The organism is Antiquaquibacter oligotrophicus (assembly GCF_020535405.1).
Classification (GTDB): Bacteria; Actinomycetota; Actinomycetes; order Actinomycetales; family Microbacteriaceae; genus Rhodoglobus; species Rhodoglobus oligotrophicus.
On the sequence record NZ_CP085036.1, the window covers coordinates 235,524 to 253,765 of the forward strand.

The 18,242-nt window shown below is 65.1% G+C and carries 18 protein-coding genes; 13 read left to right on the forward strand and 5 right to left on the reverse strand.

All coding sequences use genetic code 11. The features are described from left to right. Positions 1-25 precede the first annotated feature (25 nt). On the reverse strand, positions 26-1,219 hold the full coding sequence (rlmN, locus tag LH407_RS01140) for a 23S rRNA (adenine(2503)-C(2))-methyltransferase RlmN (RefSeq protein ID WP_322133126.1): 1,194 nt from the start codon (positions 1,217-1,219) through the stop codon (positions 26-28). 121 nt (positions 1,220-1,340) lie between these two features. Here rlmN and LH407_RS01145 point away from each other — a divergent pair, with 121 nt between their 5' ends. The 6 genes from LH407_RS01145 to LH407_RS01170 all read left to right on the forward strand — a co-directional run bounded on the left by LH407_RS01145 (position 1,341) and on the right by LH407_RS01170 (position 8,659). Next, positions 1,341-2,354, forward strand: a complete 1,014-nt coding sequence (locus LH407_RS01145; protein ID WP_322133125.1) for an LLM class flavin-dependent oxidoreductase — start codon at positions 1,341-1,343, stop codon at positions 2,352-2,354. Between the two features lie 167 nt (positions 2,355-2,521). After that, positions 2,522-3,562, forward strand: a complete 1,041-nt coding sequence (locus tag LH407_RS01150; RefSeq protein ID WP_322133124.1) for a cupin domain-containing protein — start codon at positions 2,522-2,524, stop codon at positions 3,560-3,562. 46 nt (positions 3,563-3,608) lie between these two features. Next, positions 3,609-6,275: a phosphoenolpyruvate carboxylase gene (locus tag LH407_RS01155; RefSeq protein WP_322133123.1), complete on the forward strand. Its 2,667-nt coding sequence runs from the start codon at positions 3,609-3,611 to the stop codon at positions 6,273-6,275. A 108-nt stretch (positions 6,276-6,383) separates the two neighbouring features. Then, positions 6,384-7,322: an RNA polymerase sigma factor SigJ gene (sigJ, locus tag LH407_RS01160; RefSeq protein WP_322133122.1), complete on the forward strand. Its 939-nt coding sequence runs from the start codon at positions 6,384-6,386 to the stop codon at positions 7,320-7,322. Positions 7,323-7,419: 97 nt separating this feature from the next. Further along, positions 7,420-8,172 carry an SDR family oxidoreductase gene (locus tag LH407_RS01165; RefSeq protein WP_322133121.1) on the forward strand — a complete coding sequence of 251 codons (753 nt, stop codon included), beginning with the start codon at positions 7,420-7,422 and terminating at the stop codon, positions 8,170-8,172. 94 nt (positions 8,173-8,266) lie between these two features. After that, on the forward strand, positions 8,267-8,659 hold the full coding sequence (locus LH407_RS01170; RefSeq protein WP_322133120.1) for a hypothetical protein: 393 nt from the start codon (positions 8,267-8,269) through the stop codon (positions 8,657-8,659). A 95-nt stretch (positions 8,660-8,754) separates the two neighbouring features. Here the strand turns inward: LH407_RS01170 and LH407_RS01175 are convergent, their stop codons facing one another. From LH407_RS01175 to LH407_RS01185, 3 genes are all read right to left on the reverse strand, one after another. After that, positions 8,755-9,492 (reverse strand): SDR family oxidoreductase, encoded by a 738-nt coding sequence (locus LH407_RS01175; protein WP_322133119.1) that lies wholly within the window; start codon positions 9,490-9,492, stop codon positions 8,755-8,757. A gap of 119 nt (positions 9,493-9,611) precedes the next feature. Further along, positions 9,612-10,817, reverse strand: coding sequence for a serine hydrolase domain-containing protein (locus LH407_RS01180; RefSeq protein ID WP_322133118.1), 1,206 nt, complete (start codon positions 10,815-10,817; stop codon positions 9,612-9,614). Between the two features lie 13 nt (positions 10,818-10,830). Beyond that, on the reverse strand, positions 10,831-12,126 hold the full coding sequence (locus tag LH407_RS01185; protein WP_322133117.1) for an alpha/beta hydrolase: 1,296 nt from the start codon (positions 12,124-12,126) through the stop codon (positions 10,831-10,833). Between the two features lie 153 nt (positions 12,127-12,279). Here LH407_RS01185 and LH407_RS01190 point away from each other — a divergent pair, with 153 nt between their 5' ends. The 5 genes from LH407_RS01190 to LH407_RS01210 all read left to right on the forward strand — a co-directional run bounded on the left by LH407_RS01190 (position 12,280) and on the right by LH407_RS01210 (position 16,145). Next, positions 12,280-13,260, forward strand: a complete 981-nt coding sequence (locus tag LH407_RS01190; protein WP_322133116.1) for a hypothetical protein — start codon at positions 12,280-12,282, stop codon at positions 13,258-13,260. A gap of 74 nt (positions 13,261-13,334) precedes the next feature. Continuing rightward, a complete protein-coding gene (locus LH407_RS01195; RefSeq protein WP_322133115.1) occupies positions 13,335-13,856 on the forward strand; it encodes a MarR family winged helix-turn-helix transcriptional regulator in 522 nt (173 codons plus the stop codon). Positions 13,857-13,959: 103 nt separating this feature from the next. Further along, positions 13,960-14,541 carry an NADPH-dependent FMN reductase gene (locus tag LH407_RS01200; protein ID WP_322133114.1) on the forward strand — a complete coding sequence of 194 codons (582 nt, stop codon included), beginning with the start codon at positions 13,960-13,962 and terminating at the stop codon, positions 14,539-14,541. Between the two features lie 3 nt (positions 14,542-14,544). After that, positions 14,545-15,363: an SDR family NAD(P)-dependent oxidoreductase gene (locus tag LH407_RS01205; protein ID WP_322133113.1), complete on the forward strand. Its 819-nt coding sequence runs from the start codon at positions 14,545-14,547 to the stop codon at positions 15,361-15,363. A gap of 131 nt (positions 15,364-15,494) precedes the next feature. Next, the gene (locus tag LH407_RS01210) at positions 15,495-16,145 is read left to right on the forward strand and encodes an NAD(P)-dependent oxidoreductase (RefSeq protein ID WP_322133112.1); all 651 of its coding nucleotides are present in this window, start codon (positions 15,495-15,497) and stop codon (positions 16,143-16,145) included. Between the two features lie 48 nt (positions 16,146-16,193). On the opposite strand, the gene LH407_RS01215 is transcribed toward LH407_RS01210, so the two are convergent. Continuing rightward, complete coding sequence (locus tag LH407_RS01215; RefSeq protein WP_322133111.1) at positions 16,194-16,562, reverse strand: hypothetical protein; 369 nt, start codon at positions 16,560-16,562, stop codon at positions 16,194-16,196. Between the two features lie 192 nt (positions 16,563-16,754). Between LH407_RS01215 and LH407_RS01220 the strand changes: the two genes are divergently transcribed. After that, positions 16,755-17,495, forward strand: coding sequence for a hypothetical protein (locus tag LH407_RS01220; protein ID WP_322133110.1), 741 nt, complete (start codon positions 16,755-16,757; stop codon positions 17,493-17,495). 12 nt (positions 17,496-17,507) lie between these two features. Then, positions 17,508-18,212 (forward strand): hypothetical protein, encoded by a 705-nt coding sequence (locus LH407_RS01225; protein WP_322133109.1) that lies wholly within the window; start codon positions 17,508-17,510, stop codon positions 18,210-18,212. The last annotated feature ends 30 nt before the right edge of the window (positions 18,213-18,242 follow it).

The window sequence follows — 18,242 nt, forward strand, 5'->3', positions numbered from 1 at the left end:
TGATCCTAGTGACCGGATGCCCGGATCAGGCGTCCGCGGCGGCGAGCTGGCCGCACGCGCCGTCGATTTCCTTGCCCCGGGTATCACGCAGGGTCGTGGGGATACCCGCTGCCTCGATGCGGCGCACGAACTCCCGCATAACGTCAGGCTCCGACGACGTCCAGATGGAGCCCGGCGTTGGGTTGAGGGGAATCGGGTTGACGTGCACCCACCCGCGGCCACGCTCGTTGAGTTTCGCCGCGAGAAGGTCGGCGCGCCAACCGTGGTCGTTCATGTCTTTGATGAGCGCGTACTCGATCGAGACGCGGCGCCCGGTCGCCTCGAAGTAGGCACGCGCGGCGTCGAGCGCCTCGTCGACCTTCCAGCGCGAGTTGACCGGAATGAGTTCGTCGCGAAGATCATCGTCCGGAGCGTGAAGGGACAGGGCGAACGTGACCGGAATCTTCTCCTCGGCAAGCTTGCGGATGGCAGGCACGAGGCCCACCGTCGAGACGGTGATGTGGCGCGCCGACATCCCGAGCCCGTCGGGCTGGGGTGCCGTCATGATGCGCACCGCGTCGATCACACGCTTGTAGTTGGCGAGCGGCTCACCCATACCCATGAAGACGATGTTGGTGACACGCTCGCCGTCGTGCTCCGCCTTGCCGAGCTCCCCCTCGGCGATGGCGCGATTCGCGCGCACCACCTGGTCGATGATCTCGGCGGTCGACATGTTGCGGGTGAGACCGGCCTGCCCGGTAGCGCAGAACGGGCAGTTCATGCCGCAGCCAGCCTGCGACGACACGCACAGCGTGATGCGGCCCGGGTAACGCATGAGCACGGACTCGACAAGGGCGCCGTCATGCAGCTTCCACAAGAACTTGATCGTGTCGCCCTTGTCGGTGGCGATACGCCGCACCTCCGTGAGCAGCGGCGGGAGCATCCCGGCGACCAGTTCGTCACGAGAGGATGCCGGCAGGTCGGTCATTTCGGAGGCGACATCGGTGTACCGCGAGAAGTAGTGGGTGGAAAGCTGTGTGGCCCGGTAGGCGGGCATCCCGAGCTCCTTGAGGCGCTCGCGACGCGCGGCCGGGTCCAGGTCGGCGAGGTGCACGGGAGGCTTTCCGCGCTTCGGCGACGCGAACTGCAGGGCTGGCCTACCGTCGGGCCCCATCGCCTGCACCCAACCCTCCGGGGTCGGGCGAACCTGGGGGCGGGCATCCCGCACGGTCTTGTCCATGGGTTAAGGGTAACCGCCGTGCGCGTGGCAGGCCCGAGTGAGCAGTTGCGACACGTTGGCGCAGCACAACTAGTCGCAGGTGCACTCTGGAGGCACGGGACCCTGGACTACGCTCGCGGGCATGACGCGTATCGGGTTTCTCTCGTTCGGGCATTGGCAGGCGGTGCCGGGTTCGAAGGTGCTGACTGGTCAGGACTCACTCCTTCAGACCATCGAACTCGCGGTCGCCGCCGAGGAACTCGGGGTGGACGGCGCTTTTGTTCGTGTTCACCACTTCGCCCGGCAGCTTGCCTCGCCCTTCCCCCTGCTCGCCGCGATCGGCGCGAAGACCTCGCGCATCGAGATCGGCACGGGTGTGATCGACATGCGGTACGAGAACCCGCTGTACATGGCTGAGGATGCGGCGGCCGCCGACCTCATCAGCGGCGGGCGGCTTCAGCTCGGCATCAGTCGAGGGTCACCCGAGACGGCCCTCCGCGGGTACGAGTCCTTCGGATATGTGCCCGCCGATGGCGAGGATGACGGAACCATGGCTCGCCACCACGCCGAGGTCTTCCGTGCCGCAATCGCCGGTGCCGGAGTCGCGCAGGCGAACCCGGCGATGACGGGGACAACTGCTCCACTGTCCATCCAGCCCCAATCCCCCGGGCTCTCCGACCGCATCTGGTGGGGCTCCGGCACCCGAGCGACCGCGGAGTGGACGGCCCAGCAGGGCATGAACCTCATGAGCTCGACCCTGCTGACCGAGGACACCGGAGTTCCGTTCGATGAACTGCAGGCGGAGCAGATCGCGTTGTTCCGTTCGGCGTGGGTCGCTGCGGGATGGGAGCGCGAACCCCGCGTGTCGGTGAGCCGCAGCATCCTGCCGATCATCGACGACGAGACACGGCACTACTTCGGTTTGCGAGCGCAGGCCGACGCCAAGGATCAGGTGGGCATGCTCGACGGCGCTCTGTCGCGATTCGGTCGCAGCTACATCGGCGAACCCGACGCGATCGCCGCCGAGTTGGCTCAGGATGCCGCGGTCGCCGCAGCGGACACGGTGCTCGTCACCGTGCCCAACCAGCTCGGTGTCGAGTTCAACGCGAAGATCCTCGGCAGCATCATGCGCGACATCGCGCCCGCGTTGCGCTGAGCCGGGCATCCGCCCCGCGTCATCCCCGTCATCCCAAATGCAGGAGATTCGGCCGCCCGATTCCGGATCCCGCGTGAAGTGCCCGTAAATACTTCGGAACTCCTGCATTTGGGATGGACGGTGGCGCTACTAGTGTCTGAGGTACCCACCCCGCACAGGAGAACAGCATGGCGAATCCCTCACTGCACAAGGCGTCCCTCACCGCGGGCGAGCACGTATTCGAGAACGAGTTCGGGTCGATCACCCAGCTCACGTCGGCCTCGTTGCCGATCCTCTCCGGGCTCTCCATCAAGCGCATCACGCTCGCGCCGGGCGCCATCCGCGAACCGCAGTGGAACGTCAACGCCAACCAGCTCGCCTACGTGATCACGGGCACGGTGCTCGTGTCGATGCTCGGCAACAAGGACGAGTTCTCGTCATTCATCGTGAAGCCCGGGCAGATGTACCACGTCGAGTCTGGCGCGGTCTATCACATCGAGAACATCGGAGACGATGAGGCCGAGATCATCGCGGGTCTGCGCAGCGATCGGCCTGCGCACTTCTCCCTGCGCAATAGTTTCAGCGCAATGACGGATGCCGTGCTCGGCAACACCTACGGAATGCCGGCGTCGACCTTCGAGGTCTTCGACCGGGAGCGGGCATCCCAAATCGTTCGGCGTGAGGGCAGCGCTCGGGTGCCGGACTCTGCAGGTCTCCCCAACGCGCATCTGTTCGACGTCGAGGGCGAGATCGCGCCCCTGCAGTACGACTACGGCTACGCCAAGTTCGCGCGATCCCAGTACTGGGCTGCCCTAGAGGACCTCTCCATGTATTCGCTCGGCGTGGGCGGCACCGGCATGCGGGAGCCGCACTGGCATCCGATCACCGCGGAGATGGGTTACGTACAGAAGGGCAACGCCCGGATGACCGTGCTCAGCCCCGACGGAAGTCTCGAGACCTACGAACTGAACCCGGGCGACACCTACTTCATCCCGCGCGCCTACCCGCATCACATTGAGGCTCTCGGAGATGAGGGCATCCACTTTCTCATCTTCTTCGACCAGCCCATGCCGGGTGACATTGGCTACCGCGCGACCGCGTCCGCGTTCTCGCGTGAGGTGCTCGCCGCGGCCTTCGAGGTGCCTGAGGCGAACCTGCCGCAGTTCCCCGAGACACCCATCGACCCACTCATCGTGGAGCGCATCAACCCGCGCGACCCCGTGGAGTAGCCCGCACGTGTCATTCGGGGGTCTCCAGCCTCGATACGGTAGAGGAATGCGCGAGCCCACCCCCACTGAGACCCTGAAACTTGTCGGGCGTTACGAAGCCGGGCAGGAAATACCCGAACACATGCGCGCCGAGGTGCGGATGCTCGGCGAGCTGCTCGGCCGTGTGCTGCGAGAAAGTGGCTCCCCCGGTCTGTACGAAGACGTCGAACGGCTGCGCATCGCCACGATCCAGGCCTACGTTGACGCCGGGCCCGAAGCCTTCGCGCGTGCTGCCGAGGTCGCGGAATCCTTCGACATCGAGCGTGCCGAAGAAGTTGCTCGCGCCTTTACCGCCTACTTCCACCTCGTGAACCTCGCCGAAGAGCACCAGCGTGTGCGCGTCCTGCGCGAGCGTGCGGCGAGCGACTCGGAGCCCGGCAACGACTCCGTCGACGGCGCATTCGCGCAGCTGAGCGCCGAGATCGGCGGAGACGCCGCCCTGCAGCGACTCCGAGAGTTGCGCTTCCACCCGGTGTTCACCGCACACCCCACCGAGGCCCGCCGTCGTGCCGTCTCCGACACGATTCGCCGCCTCGCTACCCTCGTTCGCGAAAACGACGCCTCCCCCGGTGGCGCTGAGGGTGACCGCATCAAGCGCGCCATGCTCGCCGAGATCGACACCCTGTGGCGCACAGCACCGCTCCGCGCCGAGAAGCCGACCCCCATCGACGAGGTCCGCTCCGTCATGGCGATCTTCGACGAGACCCTGTACACGTCCATTCCCGCCGTCTACCGCCGCATCGATGACGCGTTGCAGGGCGGTCGCGCCGGGTCCACCGCGCCCGTGGTTGAGCCCTTCGTCAGGGTCGGCACGTGGGTCGGCGGCGACCGTGACGGTAACCCATTTGTCACGGCATCCGTCACCCGCGACGCGGCAGCCATCGCAAGCGAGCACGTTCTGCTCGGCCTGGAGCGTACGACCGCTCGCGTCGGTCGTGAACTGACCCTGGACGCGACGACCACCCCGCCGTCCGCCGACCTCACCGCCCTGTGGCAGTCGCTGCGCTCGGCCGACGAGGCCGTGGCGGATGAAGTGGCCAAGCGCTCCCCCAACGAGACCCACCGACGTGTGCTGCTCATGATCGCTCGGCGTATCGCTGCGACGCGCACACGCGACGCCGACCTCGCCTACCGCGACCCCGAGGAACTCCTCGCGCAGTTGCGCATCGTGCAGGAGTCGCTCGTTGCGGCATCCGCGCCTCGCCAGGCGTACGGCGCCCTGCAGGAGCTCATCTGGCAGGTGCAGACCTTTGGGTTCCACCTCGCCGAACTCGAGGTTCGTCAGCACTCCGCCGTCCACGCCAAGGTGATCGCCGAGGTCGAGGCCGGCGGTGAGCTGAGCGAGCAGGCGCAGGAAGTGCTCGAGGTCATCCGCGTGATCGCGCAGATCCAGAAGCGCTACGGACCGCGCGCGGCAGGCCGCTACATCGTCTCGTTCACGCAGTCCGCCGAAGATCTCGCCACCGTGCACCGCCTCGCACGTGCAGCGGTTGGTCCCCAGGGCACTCCCCCGGTGCTCGACGTGATCCCGCTGTTCGAGACGTTCGCCGACCTCCAGGCGGCACCCGGCATCCTCGCCGAAATCGTTGAGCACCCCGAATTCTCCGCGCGACTGGATGCCACGGGCCGCAAGCTCGAGGTCATGCTCGGCTACTCCGACTCCTCCAAGGATGTCGGCCCCGTCGCCGCGACCCTCGCACTGTACGAAGCCCAGGAGAAGATCTCCACGTGGGCGCGCGAGAACAACATCGAGCTCACCCTCTTCCACGGTCGCGGCGGCGCGCTCGGCCGCGGCGGTGGCCCCGCGAACTCCGCGATCCTCGGCCAGCCGCCGCACTCCGTCGACGGACGCTTCAAGGTCACCGAACAGGGCGAGGTCATCTTCGCCCGCTACGGCGACCCCGACATCGCGATGCGTCACGTCGATCAGGTTGCAGCCGCGACGCTGCTTGCGTCCGCCCCCTCCATCGAGCAGCGCAACGACGGGGCTGCCACGCGGTTCGCGGACGTCGCAGCGACGATGGATGCGGCATCCCGCAAGCGTTTCTTCGAACTCGTGAAGTCGCCCGGCTTCGCCCCGTGGTTCGCCACCGTAACTCCCATGGAGGAAATCGGACTCCTGGCACTCGGATCGCGCCCCGCGCGACGCGGCCTCTCCGTTGAGTCTCTCGAGGACCTGCGCGCGATTCCGTGGGTGTTCTCGTGGACGCAGGCGCGTATCAACCTTACGGGATGGTTCGGACTCGGGTCCGCGCTGGAGGCGGTGGGAGATGCCGAGAAGCTCGCCCTCGCCTACGCGGAGTGGCCGATCTTCCGCACCATGATCGACAACGTCGCCATGAGCCTCGCGAAAGCCGACGAGCGTATCGCTCAGCGTTACCTCGAGCTCGGTGACCGAGACGATCTTGCCGATCTCGTCAACGAGGAGATGGACCTCACCCGCGAATGGGTTGTGCGTCTCACCGGGGGCGATGAACTGCTCGCTAACAAGCCCGTACTGCAGCGTGCCGTCAAGATGCGCAGCCCCTACGTGGACGCACTCTCACTGCTCCAACTACGAGCCCTTCGAGAACTGCGTGCGACACCGCAGAACGCGGACCCGGATCCCGAGCTGCAGCGGCTCCTGCTGCTCTCCGTGAGCGGGGTCGCGGCAGGGCTGCAGAACACGGGGTAGGTTCGCCACGCGCGCGACCTCACATGTGCAGCCGCCGTTTCGTCATATTTGCGACACGACACGGTCGGATACTCAGCCGATCCGGCGGCCGACGAAAGAGAGATCCGCGTGGCGCTAGACGAAAATGGTCCAACCGAAGACCAGGACGTAATCGGAGAACGGCGTCGTTTGGTGTCCTTGGCCTATCGGATGACTGGGACCGTAGCGGACGCCGAAGACATCGTGCAGGAAACCTACACGCGGTGGTATCGGTTGAGCGAGCAGGAGCGAGAGGCCATCGCCGTACCAGCCGCGTGGCTGACCCGCGTCGCAAGCCGTGTCGCGCTCGACGTGCTCAAGTCGGCTCGAGTCCGACGAGAACAACAGGTCGGGCAGTGGATACCGGAACCGGTTCCCGCTGACCTCTTCCTCGACACCGTGCCCTCCGGGAGCATCGCGGAGGGCATCCAGGACCCGCTCGATCGAGTGACGTTAGACGACGCGGTCAGCACTGCACTGCTGATGGTCCTGGAATCCATGACCCCGGCAGAGCGGGTTGCCTTCGTGCTTCACGACGTGTTCGGCACGCCCTTCGTTGAAATCGCGGAACTCGTCGGACGCTCGCCCGAAGCCACCCGGCAGTTGGCGGCCTCCGCTCGTCGTCACGTGCGCGAGAAGCGCACCACGGTGGTCGCCCCGGAGCGACATGATGAAGTAGTTCGGGCGTTTCACTCCGCAACTCGGGGTGGAGACATCCGTCTGCTGATGGAGACATTGGCCCCGGGCGTGGAGCTGCGGGCAGACGGCGGCGGTGTCGTCCGGGTTGCTCCGAATGTTGTCGCGGGTGCCGACCGCGTCGCCCGCTTCCTGCTCGGAGTTCTGCAGAAGGAGCCCGAGTTAGTCTTCGAGGAACGGCGCACCGCCGATGGGCTTGGGTACGCCCTCACCCTGGCTGGGAAGCTCTTCGGTGTCGTCAGTTTCCACATCGAGTCGGAAGGCATCACCGATATCTGGCTGGTCCTCGACCCGCGCAAACTCGGCACCTGGCTGTCTCCGAGCGGAGCGTAAACCTCACACTTTGTCTAGCGATCTCGTCATGTAGATGGGGGCATTGTGCGCCCCGCCGCGGGATGACCCCGCGACCACAGAAACGAGGAATCACAGGATGAAGATCGCGGTTGCCGGTGGGACCGGCACGGTGGGGCGATACGTGGTCGAGGCGGCGCAGCAGCGCGGTCACGATGTCGTTGCCCTGACACGAGGAAACGGAGTGGACGTACTCGAAGGTGTAGGCATTCTCAAGGCAATCGCGGATGCCGATGTCGTCATCGACACACTCAACGCCACAACGCTGTCGACACAGAGGGCAATCGAGTTCTTCGACACAGCAACCCGGAACCTTCTGCAGGCGGAGGCTCAGGCTGGCACCCAACATCACATAACCCTCTCGATCGTCGGCATTGACACAATCGATACCTCCTATTACGCCGGGAAACTTGCCCAGGAGCGACTAGTGGAGGGCTCCCGCGTACCGCACACCATCGCCCGCGCAGGTCAGTTTCACGAGTTCGCGGAGCAAATCGCTGCTCAAGCCACCCTGGGCCCCGTGACGCTTGTGCCGAGAACATTGACTCGACCCGTTGCCGCAAGGGAGGTGGGCCAGCACCTCGTGAGCGTCGCGGAAAGCGGACCGGTTGGCCGCGCACCGGATTTGCTGGGACCGCGCGACGAATCGCTGTCCGACATGGTGCGCCGGATGTTCGCACACGACGGAACACGACGTCCCGTGATCGAACTACGGCTTCCCGGTGCCTACGGGCGCGGACTCGCGTCCGGGAAACTCCGCGGCAGTCCTCATGGGACGTCAGGGCTCGTCACGTTCGACGAGTGGCTGCGGTCTGACCATGAGGGGGCGTAAGCAGATGCGGTCGAGCGACCAACCTCCGATCGGCGCAAACGACGGATCCTCGAGCGCCCGCGACATCGATGCCCGGGGAGTCGGACGGATTCAAATGACTGCCCTCATCGGCACCATTGCCATCGCGGGAGTAGTCGGCGTCTGGGCGTATTTCTTGCCGCGAGAGTTCTACGATCATTTCCCCGTGGTGCTCGGCGAGTGGATTTCGCAGGACGGCCCGTACAACGAACACCTCATCCGTGATCATGGCGCCCAGTACCTCGCACTCGGGCTCGCCAGCGTTCTCGGGCTGTTCTGGCGCTCACAGATTGGCTATCGCCTGCTCGGAGTCGCATGGACGACGTTCGGAGTACTTCACTTCACCTACCACGTCACTCACCTCGAGCACATGTCGGTCTCCGATCAGATCAGCCAAGTGACTGTGCTGGCCGTCGCGGTTTTGCTCGGCGTCGGTCTGTTCATTCGACCTCGACCCGCGACGAGCTGACCGTTCCGCAGGCGAACAACGAGGCCCGCCCATCCGATTGTTGCGATGAGCGGGCCTCGTCGTGACGAATCGTGGCGCGCCGTGGCTGCGCTTCGTCAGGTCGCCAGCGGGATGCCACGAATCGGGTACAGCACTTCCCCCATCCGATAGCTGCCGCGGGGAACCAGCGCGTCGATTGCGCCGTTCCCAGCTACCGTCACCACTTCGCGGGAATCGCCGCGAGCCGCGAGCGTGCCCCGGAGAAGATCGTCTAGGTGGAAACGCTCCGGCCCGGCAATCTCGACTTCCGGCACGGGCGAGTCTCCAAGTGCCACTTCCACAAGAAGATCGACGAGTTCATCGAGTTCGACGGGCTGGATGAGGTCGCGCGGCGCGAGCACCTTACCCTCAACCGTGTACTGGTCGGCGAGAACCGGAATGTACCCCTGGAATTGAGTGGAGCGCACGATGGAGTATGGCAGCGACCCCTCACGGATGGCTCGTTCCTGAGCAACCTTTCCCAGGTAGTAACCGATATCTGAGGCATCCCCCTCTCCCACTCCGACGATGGACAACAGAATGTGGTGGGTCACGCCCGCCCGCTGCCCTTCAGCGGTAAGCGTCCGAGTGGTTTCCTCGAAAAAGCGCACTGCTCCCTCTTCGTCGAAGCGCCCCGTGTTCAGCACATTGACGATGACATCGACACCTGTGAGCACCTCTGCTACGCGCGTGCCCTCGATGTAGTCAACGCCGTCGGCGAGCCCGCCCGAAATGACTTCCACATTCTTGGCCTCGAGGAGGTCAGCGACTTTGGAACCGACACGCCCGCGGCCACCCGCGATGAGTACTTTCACGATCTACCAGTCCTTCCGTGAGGCGGCGGTTCCGCCCCTAGGAAGTGACGAGTGAGGGCGTGCGAGTGTGAGGTCCCCTGTCTGCAGAACACGGGGTAGCGCCTCTCGATCGCGAAAGGTTATCCGCCGAGCGCCCACAGCACCCCCGCCGTGAGCGGAGTGAGCCCCGGGTATCCGGGGGTGAGACCCGCGGGCTCGATGGCATTGAGGATCACGATCGCGAGGTCTGCTTCTGGGCAGTAGGCGGCAATGCCGTTCGAGCCGGGAATCGCACCGGCATGGCCATGGCAGATGCCGACGTCGGGGATCTCCCACGTCGCCAAGCCGGCCCCCTCGCCAAGCTGCACATGCGGCACCCCTGAAGCGTCGTAGGTGGCGGCGTAGAACTCCGTCGAGTTCGTCGACAGTTCGAGCATCTCCTCCAGGTGCTCAGCGTCCACCACGTCACCGCCGACGAGAGCCCGGATCCAGACCGTCTGGTCTGGCGCAGAGCTCACCATGCTCCCAGCCGACCATGCACCAGGCCATTGCGGCGAGGGCGATTGCGGCTTGACGGCTCCGTGTTGCTTGAGGCAATCGGCACCCTCGCCGGTATCGCACACCAGCACGAAGCCGTTCACTGCCTGCGGCCCGGTCGCCTCGCCATCGAGGTACGTGCTCGTTAGGCCGAGTGGCTCAATGAACCGGGTGCGCACAAGCTCTTCATATGGCGTCTCTGCGGCGAGCTCTGCCACGCGACCGAGCATGATGTAGCCAGCGTTGAGGTACTCGTACTCGGTGCCCGGTGAGAAAACCGGCTCCTCGATGAAGACCTGGTCGATGAGTTCCTGCGGCGTCACGTGGCCCACCAGGTCGAAATCGAGCTCGGCGAGCCCGCTCTCGTGTTGCAACAGCATCCGTACTGTGATCTCGGTTCCGCCCGGCGCGGCCGGGAACCAGCGGTCGATCGTATCGTCGAGCGCGAGTGCGCCTTCCTCATCGAGTTGCATCACGAGCGCTGCGGTGAAGAGCTTCGTCATGCTTCCGATGTGGAAGGCCGCGTCGGGCGCGAGGGGCTCACCGGGGTCTCCCTCGCCGCTTGAGGTCGCCACGACATCGCCATCGCCGACGGACGCGGCGACCGCTGTTCCCGGGATTGTGTAGGCGAACTGCCCCGTCGAGGGCGAGGCGCGCCACTGAAGTAGCGCCGCCGTCATGCGCTCGGCGAAGAGCGCATCCCCACTCGCTGTGGCGCTCGGCTCAGGAGGAGGCGTGGCGGTACAGGCGACGATACTCGCGACGAGCAGCAGCGTGCTAGCGAGAGCGATCCATGGGTTGCGGCGCATGACTACTCCTCGGTCATCTGCTGAAGGGGGCGACGAATGCAGTGACTTCGTGTTCGAGCTGTGTCGAGAACGGGTACGCCACCTGATCGGCGAGGCTGGGAACATCCGCCGCGCCGACATCGCGCAGGATGTGCACGACATTCGTCAGCTCCACAAAGCGCGCTACTCCGGGAGCAAACTGGGTGGCGAGATACGCCACGCCGGAGCCCGGGGAGCCGTCACCGCACGGCGTGTTGAAGTCCTTCGTGCCACACGTGACAAGCACGGGAACGGTGATTGATGGAGCAACTGTCGCCGCATCAATCTCGTCGAACCGCTGCCCATAGAGTGTGCGATAGGCGTGCGAGACCACCATCTGTGTCGGATCGGAGCCGTAGATATTGTTCGCGATCGTCGACTGCATGACGGCCGTGTAGTCGGTGGCTCCCGGTAGCGGCACGGGGCCAGGTGCGGGGAACGGTGGTGTGCCAGTGCGGATCTCGTTGACACCGTCGGCCATCCAAGACTTCAGAACACCGGCATCCGCTTCGGTCATCGCTGAACCGGCAACCGCAGCATCTATCTGCTCGGCGAGTTGCCGCGGCACAACGTTGAGAATTCGGTCGTACGACGGCTCGATGAGCAGCAGACCCGCCGGTGTGGGCCCAGAGCCTGGGCTGCCGGCGACCGTGATGGTGACGGCGCCGCCCTCGCTGTGGCCAATGAGCAGAAGCCTCGCGGGGTCGATCCCTGGTTTCGCGGCGAGGAACGAGAGGGCGTCACGCACGGGTTGGACCCGCAGTTCGTTGTAGTCCCGCGAGAGCAGGAGGCTCGGGTCATCGGCGTAGGGGCCGAGGCCCGTCTCGCCCGTGCCGAGCTTGTCGTAGCGCAGCGATGCGATGCCTTGTGAGGCAAGCAGATCAGCGAGCCACGCATACTGTTCCATACGGATGCCCGCGCCGTTGCCGTCACGGTCCACCGCACCTGTGCCGCCGACAATGACAGCCGCTGCAACGGGACGGGTCGGGTCGACCGGGGCTCGATAGCTGGCATGGAAGGTCACGTCTCCACTGACAAACGTGACGTTTGCGTCTTTCTGGATGGTCGCACACTCCTCCGCGGCGGTCGCCGTTGTCGGAGCCTGACCCGTTGTCGCTGCCCCGACGACGACGAGGGCGAGGACCAACAACGCGGCGCCGTACTCCCTGCCGGGCCGACTGCCGTACCGACGCAACACAAGAACCGCACCGATCGCGAGCACAGCGAGGGACACGATAAAAACGACGGGCGACAGCACATCTGCCCCGGTTGCGGCAAGACAGTCCGTCATGGTTTCTTCCCTCGGCGTTAGGCGGCGACTGAGAGCTCGGCGGGCACGACAGTCGGGGCCGCGCGACCCCGATCTTCCTCAAGTGTCCTAAACCGTCCACCTCGCGAACAAGAACCGCTTGCGGACGTGTCCTCAAGCGGACATTGTGGACTTATGCGCGACGAGTCTCTTTTGGCCCTGGCCTACCGCGGTCGCCCTGGGACGATCACCGAGTTGGCGCACCTCTCCCACCGACCCGTCGAGGAGGTGCGAGATGCGGTGGCGCGGCTTCGCAACCGTGGCCAGATCGGCGGCCGCGACGGCGACCTCGACTACACAAATCCCGCGGATTGGGCGGCGGAGTCGGTCGCCGCGCGGGCGACCGAGCTGCGAAACAACGCGCAAGATCTCCTCGGCGAGATGGAGCGGATCGTGGCGACGCTCCCGGAGATGATCGGGCACTGGTCGGTTGGCCAGACTTCGCAGGATCCAATCCCGGTGGTCACACGCCATGGCCTCCGGGCATCCGAGGACGTGTGGTTCGAGTTTGGACAGCGCGACGCTGGCACCCTCGAAGCCGTGCTCCCCGATATCACTCGATTCCTGACGAGTCCCGAAGAGCGCGTCGCGCGGTTCTCGGAGGCGTTCCGCAGCAAGGATGCCGTGCGCGTCATCCTCTCGAAGGCATCAGTGGGGGATGCCGCCGTGCAACCCCTGCTTCTCGCCTTCACTGCGGCCGGCATGGAGTACCGATTTATGGACGACCCACCGAGCTGGTTCTGGGTTGACGGCGCCCAGCTTGCCGTGCCCTACGAATGGGGCGAAGGGCGACCCACGAGTGTGATCAGCGTGCGCAACGCGGCGCTCTCCGGCATCGTTTCCGCCTACTTCGCATCCCTCTGGCAGCGTGCCGAGCCATCGATCCCGGTCGCGCATCCTTGGACGCCGTTGCTCAGCCTCATGCGAAAAGGCATGACCCTCGACACAGCATCCCGCACCATCGGCGTGAACCCTCGGACGGGACGACGACGCATAGCGCAGGCGATGAATCACTACGGTGTCTCTACCCTGTTCGCTCTGGGGACGGCGTGGGCGGCGGACGCCGACTCGAGCTCATCCGCGCGAGATTCAGCCACACCCGGTCCGCTCACCTGAATCTCGCCAGAGCAAAGGGCGGTACATCGCTCCACATACTGTAGGTACGACAAACGATCGTCTAACGTGGACTCATGGCTGATCGCGAATCGAACACTCCTCTTGGACCAACCTCGCCCGATTTGGGATGGTCCCTGAGCGTGATCCTGCGCAAGTGGCACGAGCGCGTCGAACAAGCCCTGGCGGATGTGCCGCACGGCACGCGGGGCTACGAGATTCTGACGGTCATCTCGCAGAACGAGCCTCCCACCCAGTCGGGACTCGCGAAGCATCTCAACATCGACAAGACCGTCATGCCCTACGTGCTCGACTCCCTAGAGTCGGCAGGTCTCCTTGAGCGACGCATCGATCCCCAGGATCGTCGCGCCAGACGGATCACCATCACCCCGCGCGGAGAATCCGTCCTTTCGGAGCTCCACACGGCGGTTCGAGAGGCTGAACAGTCGGCCCTCGACAGCGTTCCCGCCAAGGTGCGTGTCGCTTTCATCGACCAAGCGGAGCACCTCGCCCTCGCCATCAATGCGGCACCCCCGACGGATGCCTGTTCCGACTCCATCGACGGACTTGCGGTGGCTCAGGGTGCCGAGTCCGCCTGACCGAATTTAGTTTGCGCTACCAATTGTTTGCGTAGCGGAATATATGTTTGGGGATGTTGATTGACCTGAGTGGCGCCGAACGAGCGACCACGAAAGGAACCCAATGTCCGACCTCAAAATTGCCGTTGTTGTAGCAAGCACCCGCCCGGGGAGAGTGGGAGATCAGCTCGCCCACTGGGTGCTCGGGCAAGCGACAACACACGGCGGCGCCGACTACCACCTCGTCGACCTTGCCGAACTGGGTCTCTCGAGGCTCGATGAGAGCATCCCGGCCGCCATGGGCGCCTACGAGAACGACCACACCAAGCAGTGGGCCGCACTCGTCGCCGACTTCGACGGCTTCATCTTCGTCACACCGGAGTACAACAGGTCGATCCCCGGCTCCCTCAAGAATGCGATCGATTTTGTGTACTCCGAGTGGAACAACAAGGCCGCCGGAATCGTCAGCTACGGAGGCGTCGTCTCCGGGGCGCGCGCGGCAGAGCACCTGCGAGGCATCCTTGCCGAACTGCAGGTAGCGAGCGTGCGACAGCAAGTCATGTTCTCCACCGGCGCCGACTTCGAGAACTACACCACACTCAAGTCGCCGGGCGAATCACATGTTGCCGCCCTCCAGACCTTGCTGAGTCAACTCGTCTCATGGTCCGCTGCGCTCAAAGCAACACGCGCCGCACAGGTCGGCTGAGCGATGGACCGCCTCACAGGGAAGGTCGTTGTCATCACCGGCGCGAGCGGTGGACTCGGGTTTGCGGGCGCAGAACTCATGGCGCGGGAGGGGGCGAGGCTCGTGATGGCCGGACGTTCCGGATCCGTCGACGAGCGGGCATCCGTGCTGCGTGATCGAGGATTTGACGTGACGACCCACATCGGTGATGTCTCGAACCCGGATGACGTTCGAGCGATGATCGAGACCGCGATGAAGACGTATGGGCGCATTGACGCCCTGTGGAACAACGCCGGCCTGGTAGACGCCGAGTGGATACTCGCCGACACCGACGTGGTCGACATGAGCTTCGAGCACTTCACGAAAACCATCGAGGTGAACACGGGAAGCGTGTTCCTGGGTGCCAAGTATGCGATTCCCGCGATGATCGCCTCCGGTGGGGGCTCCATCATCAACACCTCGTCGCTTCAAGGTCACGCTGGAGACACGATTCTCACGGCCTACGGAACGAGCAAAGCCGCGATGAACTATCTGACGCAATCGATAGCGACCGGCTTCGGGCGCAAAGGCATTCGCGCCAACGTGATCGCGCCCGGACTGATTCCGCCGCCGTCAGCGGGCACTCCGCAGCCAGGTCATCGCCTTGAGGCGGTTGCTGCCGTGCAGATGGTGCTCGACTCGCAGCTTCTCGCAACCGTGGGCGAACCATCCGACGTCGCAAACGCGGCGGTGTTCCTCGCATCGGATGAATCGCGGTTCATCACCGGGCAGACCCTCTACGTGGATGGCGGGTTCACCGCGCACCAGCCGACCTACGCCGACCGTCTGCGCTCCGCCCACTAGGACGGTCCTGCCGGATCCCGAGGAGGTGGGCTGAGACGCCACGGACGCTCAGCTCACCTCCTCGGAATGAACGCGCACATGTCTGGTGTTGGCTCCTTCGACACCGGTAGACAAACCAAGGAGCACCCGTCATGACTCTCATCACCGTTCTCGGGGGCACCGGCTACGCCGGCGCCGCAATCGTCGCCGAAGCGGCTGGGCGTGGGCACCAGGTGAAGGCCGTGAGCCGCACCGCGCCCGAGGCGCCCGTCGAGGGGGTCGACTATGTCGCGGGATCCGCGCTCGACACCGCGATCCTCGACCAGGTGCTGCCCGGCAGCGACGTCGTCATCATTGCGCTCTCCCCGCGCGGCGACATGGCGGGCAAGCTCGAAGGCGTGATCGAGAGTGTGGCCCAGCGACTCCAGGGCACCCCGACTCGTCTCGGTTACGTTGGCGGCGCGAGCTCCCTCCAGACCCAGGAGGGCGGGCCGACGCTGTGGGATGTCTCGAAGGAGCACATTCCCGCCGACGTGAAGCCCGAAATCGAGACCGGCATCTGGGCCCTCAACTTCCTCCGCGCCACGCCCGACACGCTCGACTGGTTCTACGTGAGCCCTCCCGAGAACTTCGGCTCCTGGCTGGGCACCCCGTCGAAGGGTGACTACGCCCTCGGAGGCGACGTGCTCCTGCGCGACGAGGACGGAAACTCCGTGATCTCCGCCGCCGACCTGGCCCTCGCCGTCCTGGATGAGGTCGAGACGCCTCAGCACCGTCGCGCTCGGTTCACGGCCATCCACTAGTCGGGCAAGAGCGCAACACTCCTGTGTCGCCGCCCGCCCCTTGGCGGGTCAGCGGCGGCGTTGTGCGACGCAGCTCGAGCTGTGACGCATGATGGAGAGGGCTACCTCCCCCTGTGAAGAGGAGCAGCATCGCCACGGGAGCGATCGGCGCGATGTCCTGCCCGGTCGCGGCGAGCGCTGGCGAACTGTTGTCGCACCCGACGGTCGGCGGCGTGCCCTGAATCTCGCCCCAAGCTCTGCCGGCAACGGCCCGCCCGTCGATCGTTCCGGTGTACGGATCTCTTCGGTGACGCTGCGGTCGTTGAGCTGGGCGATGACGTCCAGCTGCGCTCGCAGGTCGTCCGTGATGCGCACCGCGAGGGTACGGATCGGACTGGATGCCGCCGGGTAGCCGGCGACCGGGGTCGTGTCCGTCATGAGCACCACACCTCCTCTTCTTCGAGCGGTCGACGAACCGGATGGTTCCTCTTGAAGCCGCTCTCGGAGGGGAGAGAGTGCCCATTTTGTACGGAGCGTGACGAGCGTCAATCTTCCGATCGGGGCTGTTGTGCATTCCGCAACAATCCACGGAACGAGAAGGATGTCCGAGGCCGCTGCCACCATTTCCCTATGACAGAACTCGCCTACATGGTCCGCGAAGACTGGGCCCAGCACGGAACGACGATGGTTCCGCAGAGTGCCGTGATCCGAGACTGGCTCGGCCAAGCCCCATACCTCTTCGCGGTGACCGATGTGAAGAAGTTCAATCACAATGACCGTAGTGCGGACCTCGAAACCGGGGACTTCATTGCGCCGAGCGCCGCCGACCGCAGGGTGTTTAACGTCTCGGAGCTCGGTGGCCTTTCGCGCCAGGACAAGGTGCTGGATCACGCCGTCGTGATTCTGCACCCCTACGGCGAGCGGGATCTCGACGCCCTCGGTGACGCAGTGAAGCACGACGCTCTTGGCAAGGTCTTCGTTATGATCTGGTCGCCGCGCGACATGGTGCGCGCCTGGCTCGACGGCCTCGGTGCCCTGAACCTCCACACCGGCGAAGCGCTCGGTGCGCCGGATCCTCTGATGGTCGAGGCAGGCAAGTCGATGGTGAACGAGGAATACAACGGCCTCAGCTCCGGCAAGGGCAAGGACGCCGTCGTGCAGCTCGTCCGCGCCTTCACCGCCGCGGGATACCCGCTCGACGTCGACGCCTGGCTCCGGGCCTACTTCGCGGCAGGCGGCACGTTCCGTCACGGCGAGGAAGTAGCGAAGTTGCTCGGCGAGATGAAGAAGGGCATCAAGCACCGGGTCAAGGATCGCTACCGCGACAACATCGTCGAGATCCTTCGCGACCGCTTGGCCGCGAAGGCGTAGGCGGTCGTGCCGATGCTCACCGACGAGCAGAAGCGCACTCGGGCCGAGACCCGGCATCGCACCGCTGCGCTGCGAGCTGAAGAGGACGCGCTCCGCCGTGAGGCCAAGCGCTGCGAGTGGCACGAGGAGGATATGTTCCTGACCCGCGAGCAAGCTGCGGCCGGCGAACTTTGTCGGGGCTGTGGTCTAGAGGTCATTGACGGCCTCGGCTCCTGGCCGCCGCTGATGCACCTCTCCCCTGAGCAGCGCATCGAGCACGATGCCGCTGAGACTCGCTACAAGCAGCTGCATCCAGACTGCCGAGCGCACCGGTGGAGCATAGACGGGTCTCGCACTACCCACTGCGGTCTGTGCTGCCCGCCAGTCCCGTTCTCGAGAAGTCAGCTCGACGCGGTAGCGAAGATCCTCGACGGTCATGTACGCCGCGATGAAGAACTCGATATCTGGGCGCTCGACCTAACCTGCGGTCATCGAGTGGAGCACAACGTGCACCACACCCAGCGCTATTGGGTCGGATCGACGACGCACTGCCCCGAGTGCAGCATGACACGCGGGATCGTGACATCTGAGCGAAACGTTGAGGCCGCGGACCGGAAGAAGGAACTCGAGCAGCGCCGCGCGGCCGATGTCACAAAAGCTGAGCGAGAGGTCGCGAAGGCTGAAAAGGCTGCAGCTGCGGCCCGAGAAAAACTCGCCGCGCTCAAGGCCGGGCAATAGCGTTGAGCCAAGCCCATGATCCAAGAACGA

Excerpts from the sequence above, each read along its gene's own strand:
- LH407_RS01220 (WP_322133110.1), top strand. The coding sequence starts at position 16,755 with ATGACAGAACTCGCCTACATGGTCCGCGAAGACTGGGCCCAGCACGGA.
- LH407_RS01205 (WP_322133113.1), top strand. The coding sequence starts at position 14,545 with ATGGACCGCCTCACAGGGAAGGTCGTTGTCATCACCGGCGCGAGCGGT.
- LH407_RS01200 (WP_322133114.1), top strand. The coding sequence starts at position 13,960 with ATGTCCGACCTCAAAATTGCCGTTGTTGTAGCAAGCACCCGCCCGGGG.
- LH407_RS01225 (WP_322133109.1), top strand. The coding sequence starts at position 17,508 with ATGCTCACCGACGAGCAGAAGCGCACTCGGGCCGAGACCCGGCATCGC.
- LH407_RS01165 (WP_322133121.1), top strand. The coding sequence starts at position 7,420 with ATGAAGATCGCGGTTGCCGGTGGGACCGGCACGGTGGGGCGATACGTG.
- rlmN (WP_322133126.1), bottom strand. The coding sequence starts at position 1,219 with ATGGACAAGACCGTGCGGGATGCCCGCCCCCAGGTTCGCCCGACCCCG.
- LH407_RS01215 (WP_322133111.1), bottom strand. The coding sequence starts at position 16,562 with ATGACGGACACGACCCCGGTCGCCGGCTACCCGGCGGCATCCAGTCCG.
- LH407_RS01195 (WP_322133115.1), top strand. The coding sequence starts at position 13,335 with ATGGCTGATCGCGAATCGAACACTCCTCTTGGACCAACCTCGCCCGAT.
- LH407_RS01145 (WP_322133125.1), top strand. The coding sequence starts at position 1,341 with ATGACGCGTATCGGGTTTCTCTCGTTCGGGCATTGGCAGGCGGTGCCG.
- LH407_RS01190 (WP_322133116.1), top strand. The coding sequence starts at position 12,280 with ATGCGCGACGAGTCTCTTTTGGCCCTGGCCTACCGCGGTCGCCCTGGG.
- LH407_RS01155 (WP_322133123.1), top strand. The coding sequence starts at position 3,609 with ATGCGCGAGCCCACCCCCACTGAGACCCTGAAACTTGTCGGGCGTTAC.
- LH407_RS01180 (WP_322133118.1), bottom strand. The coding sequence starts at position 10,817 with ATGCGCCGCAACCCATGGATCGCTCTCGCTAGCACGCTGCTGCTCGTC.
- LH407_RS01185 (WP_322133117.1), bottom strand. The coding sequence starts at position 12,126 with ATGACGGACTGTCTTGCCGCAACCGGGGCAGATGTGCTGTCGCCCGTC.
- LH407_RS01170 (WP_322133120.1), top strand. The coding sequence starts at position 8,267 with ATGACTGCCCTCATCGGCACCATTGCCATCGCGGGAGTAGTCGGCGTC.
- LH407_RS01210 (WP_322133112.1), top strand. The coding sequence starts at position 15,495 with ATGACTCTCATCACCGTTCTCGGGGGCACCGGCTACGCCGGCGCCGCA.
- LH407_RS01150 (WP_322133124.1), top strand. The coding sequence starts at position 2,522 with ATGGCGAATCCCTCACTGCACAAGGCGTCCCTCACCGCGGGCGAGCAC.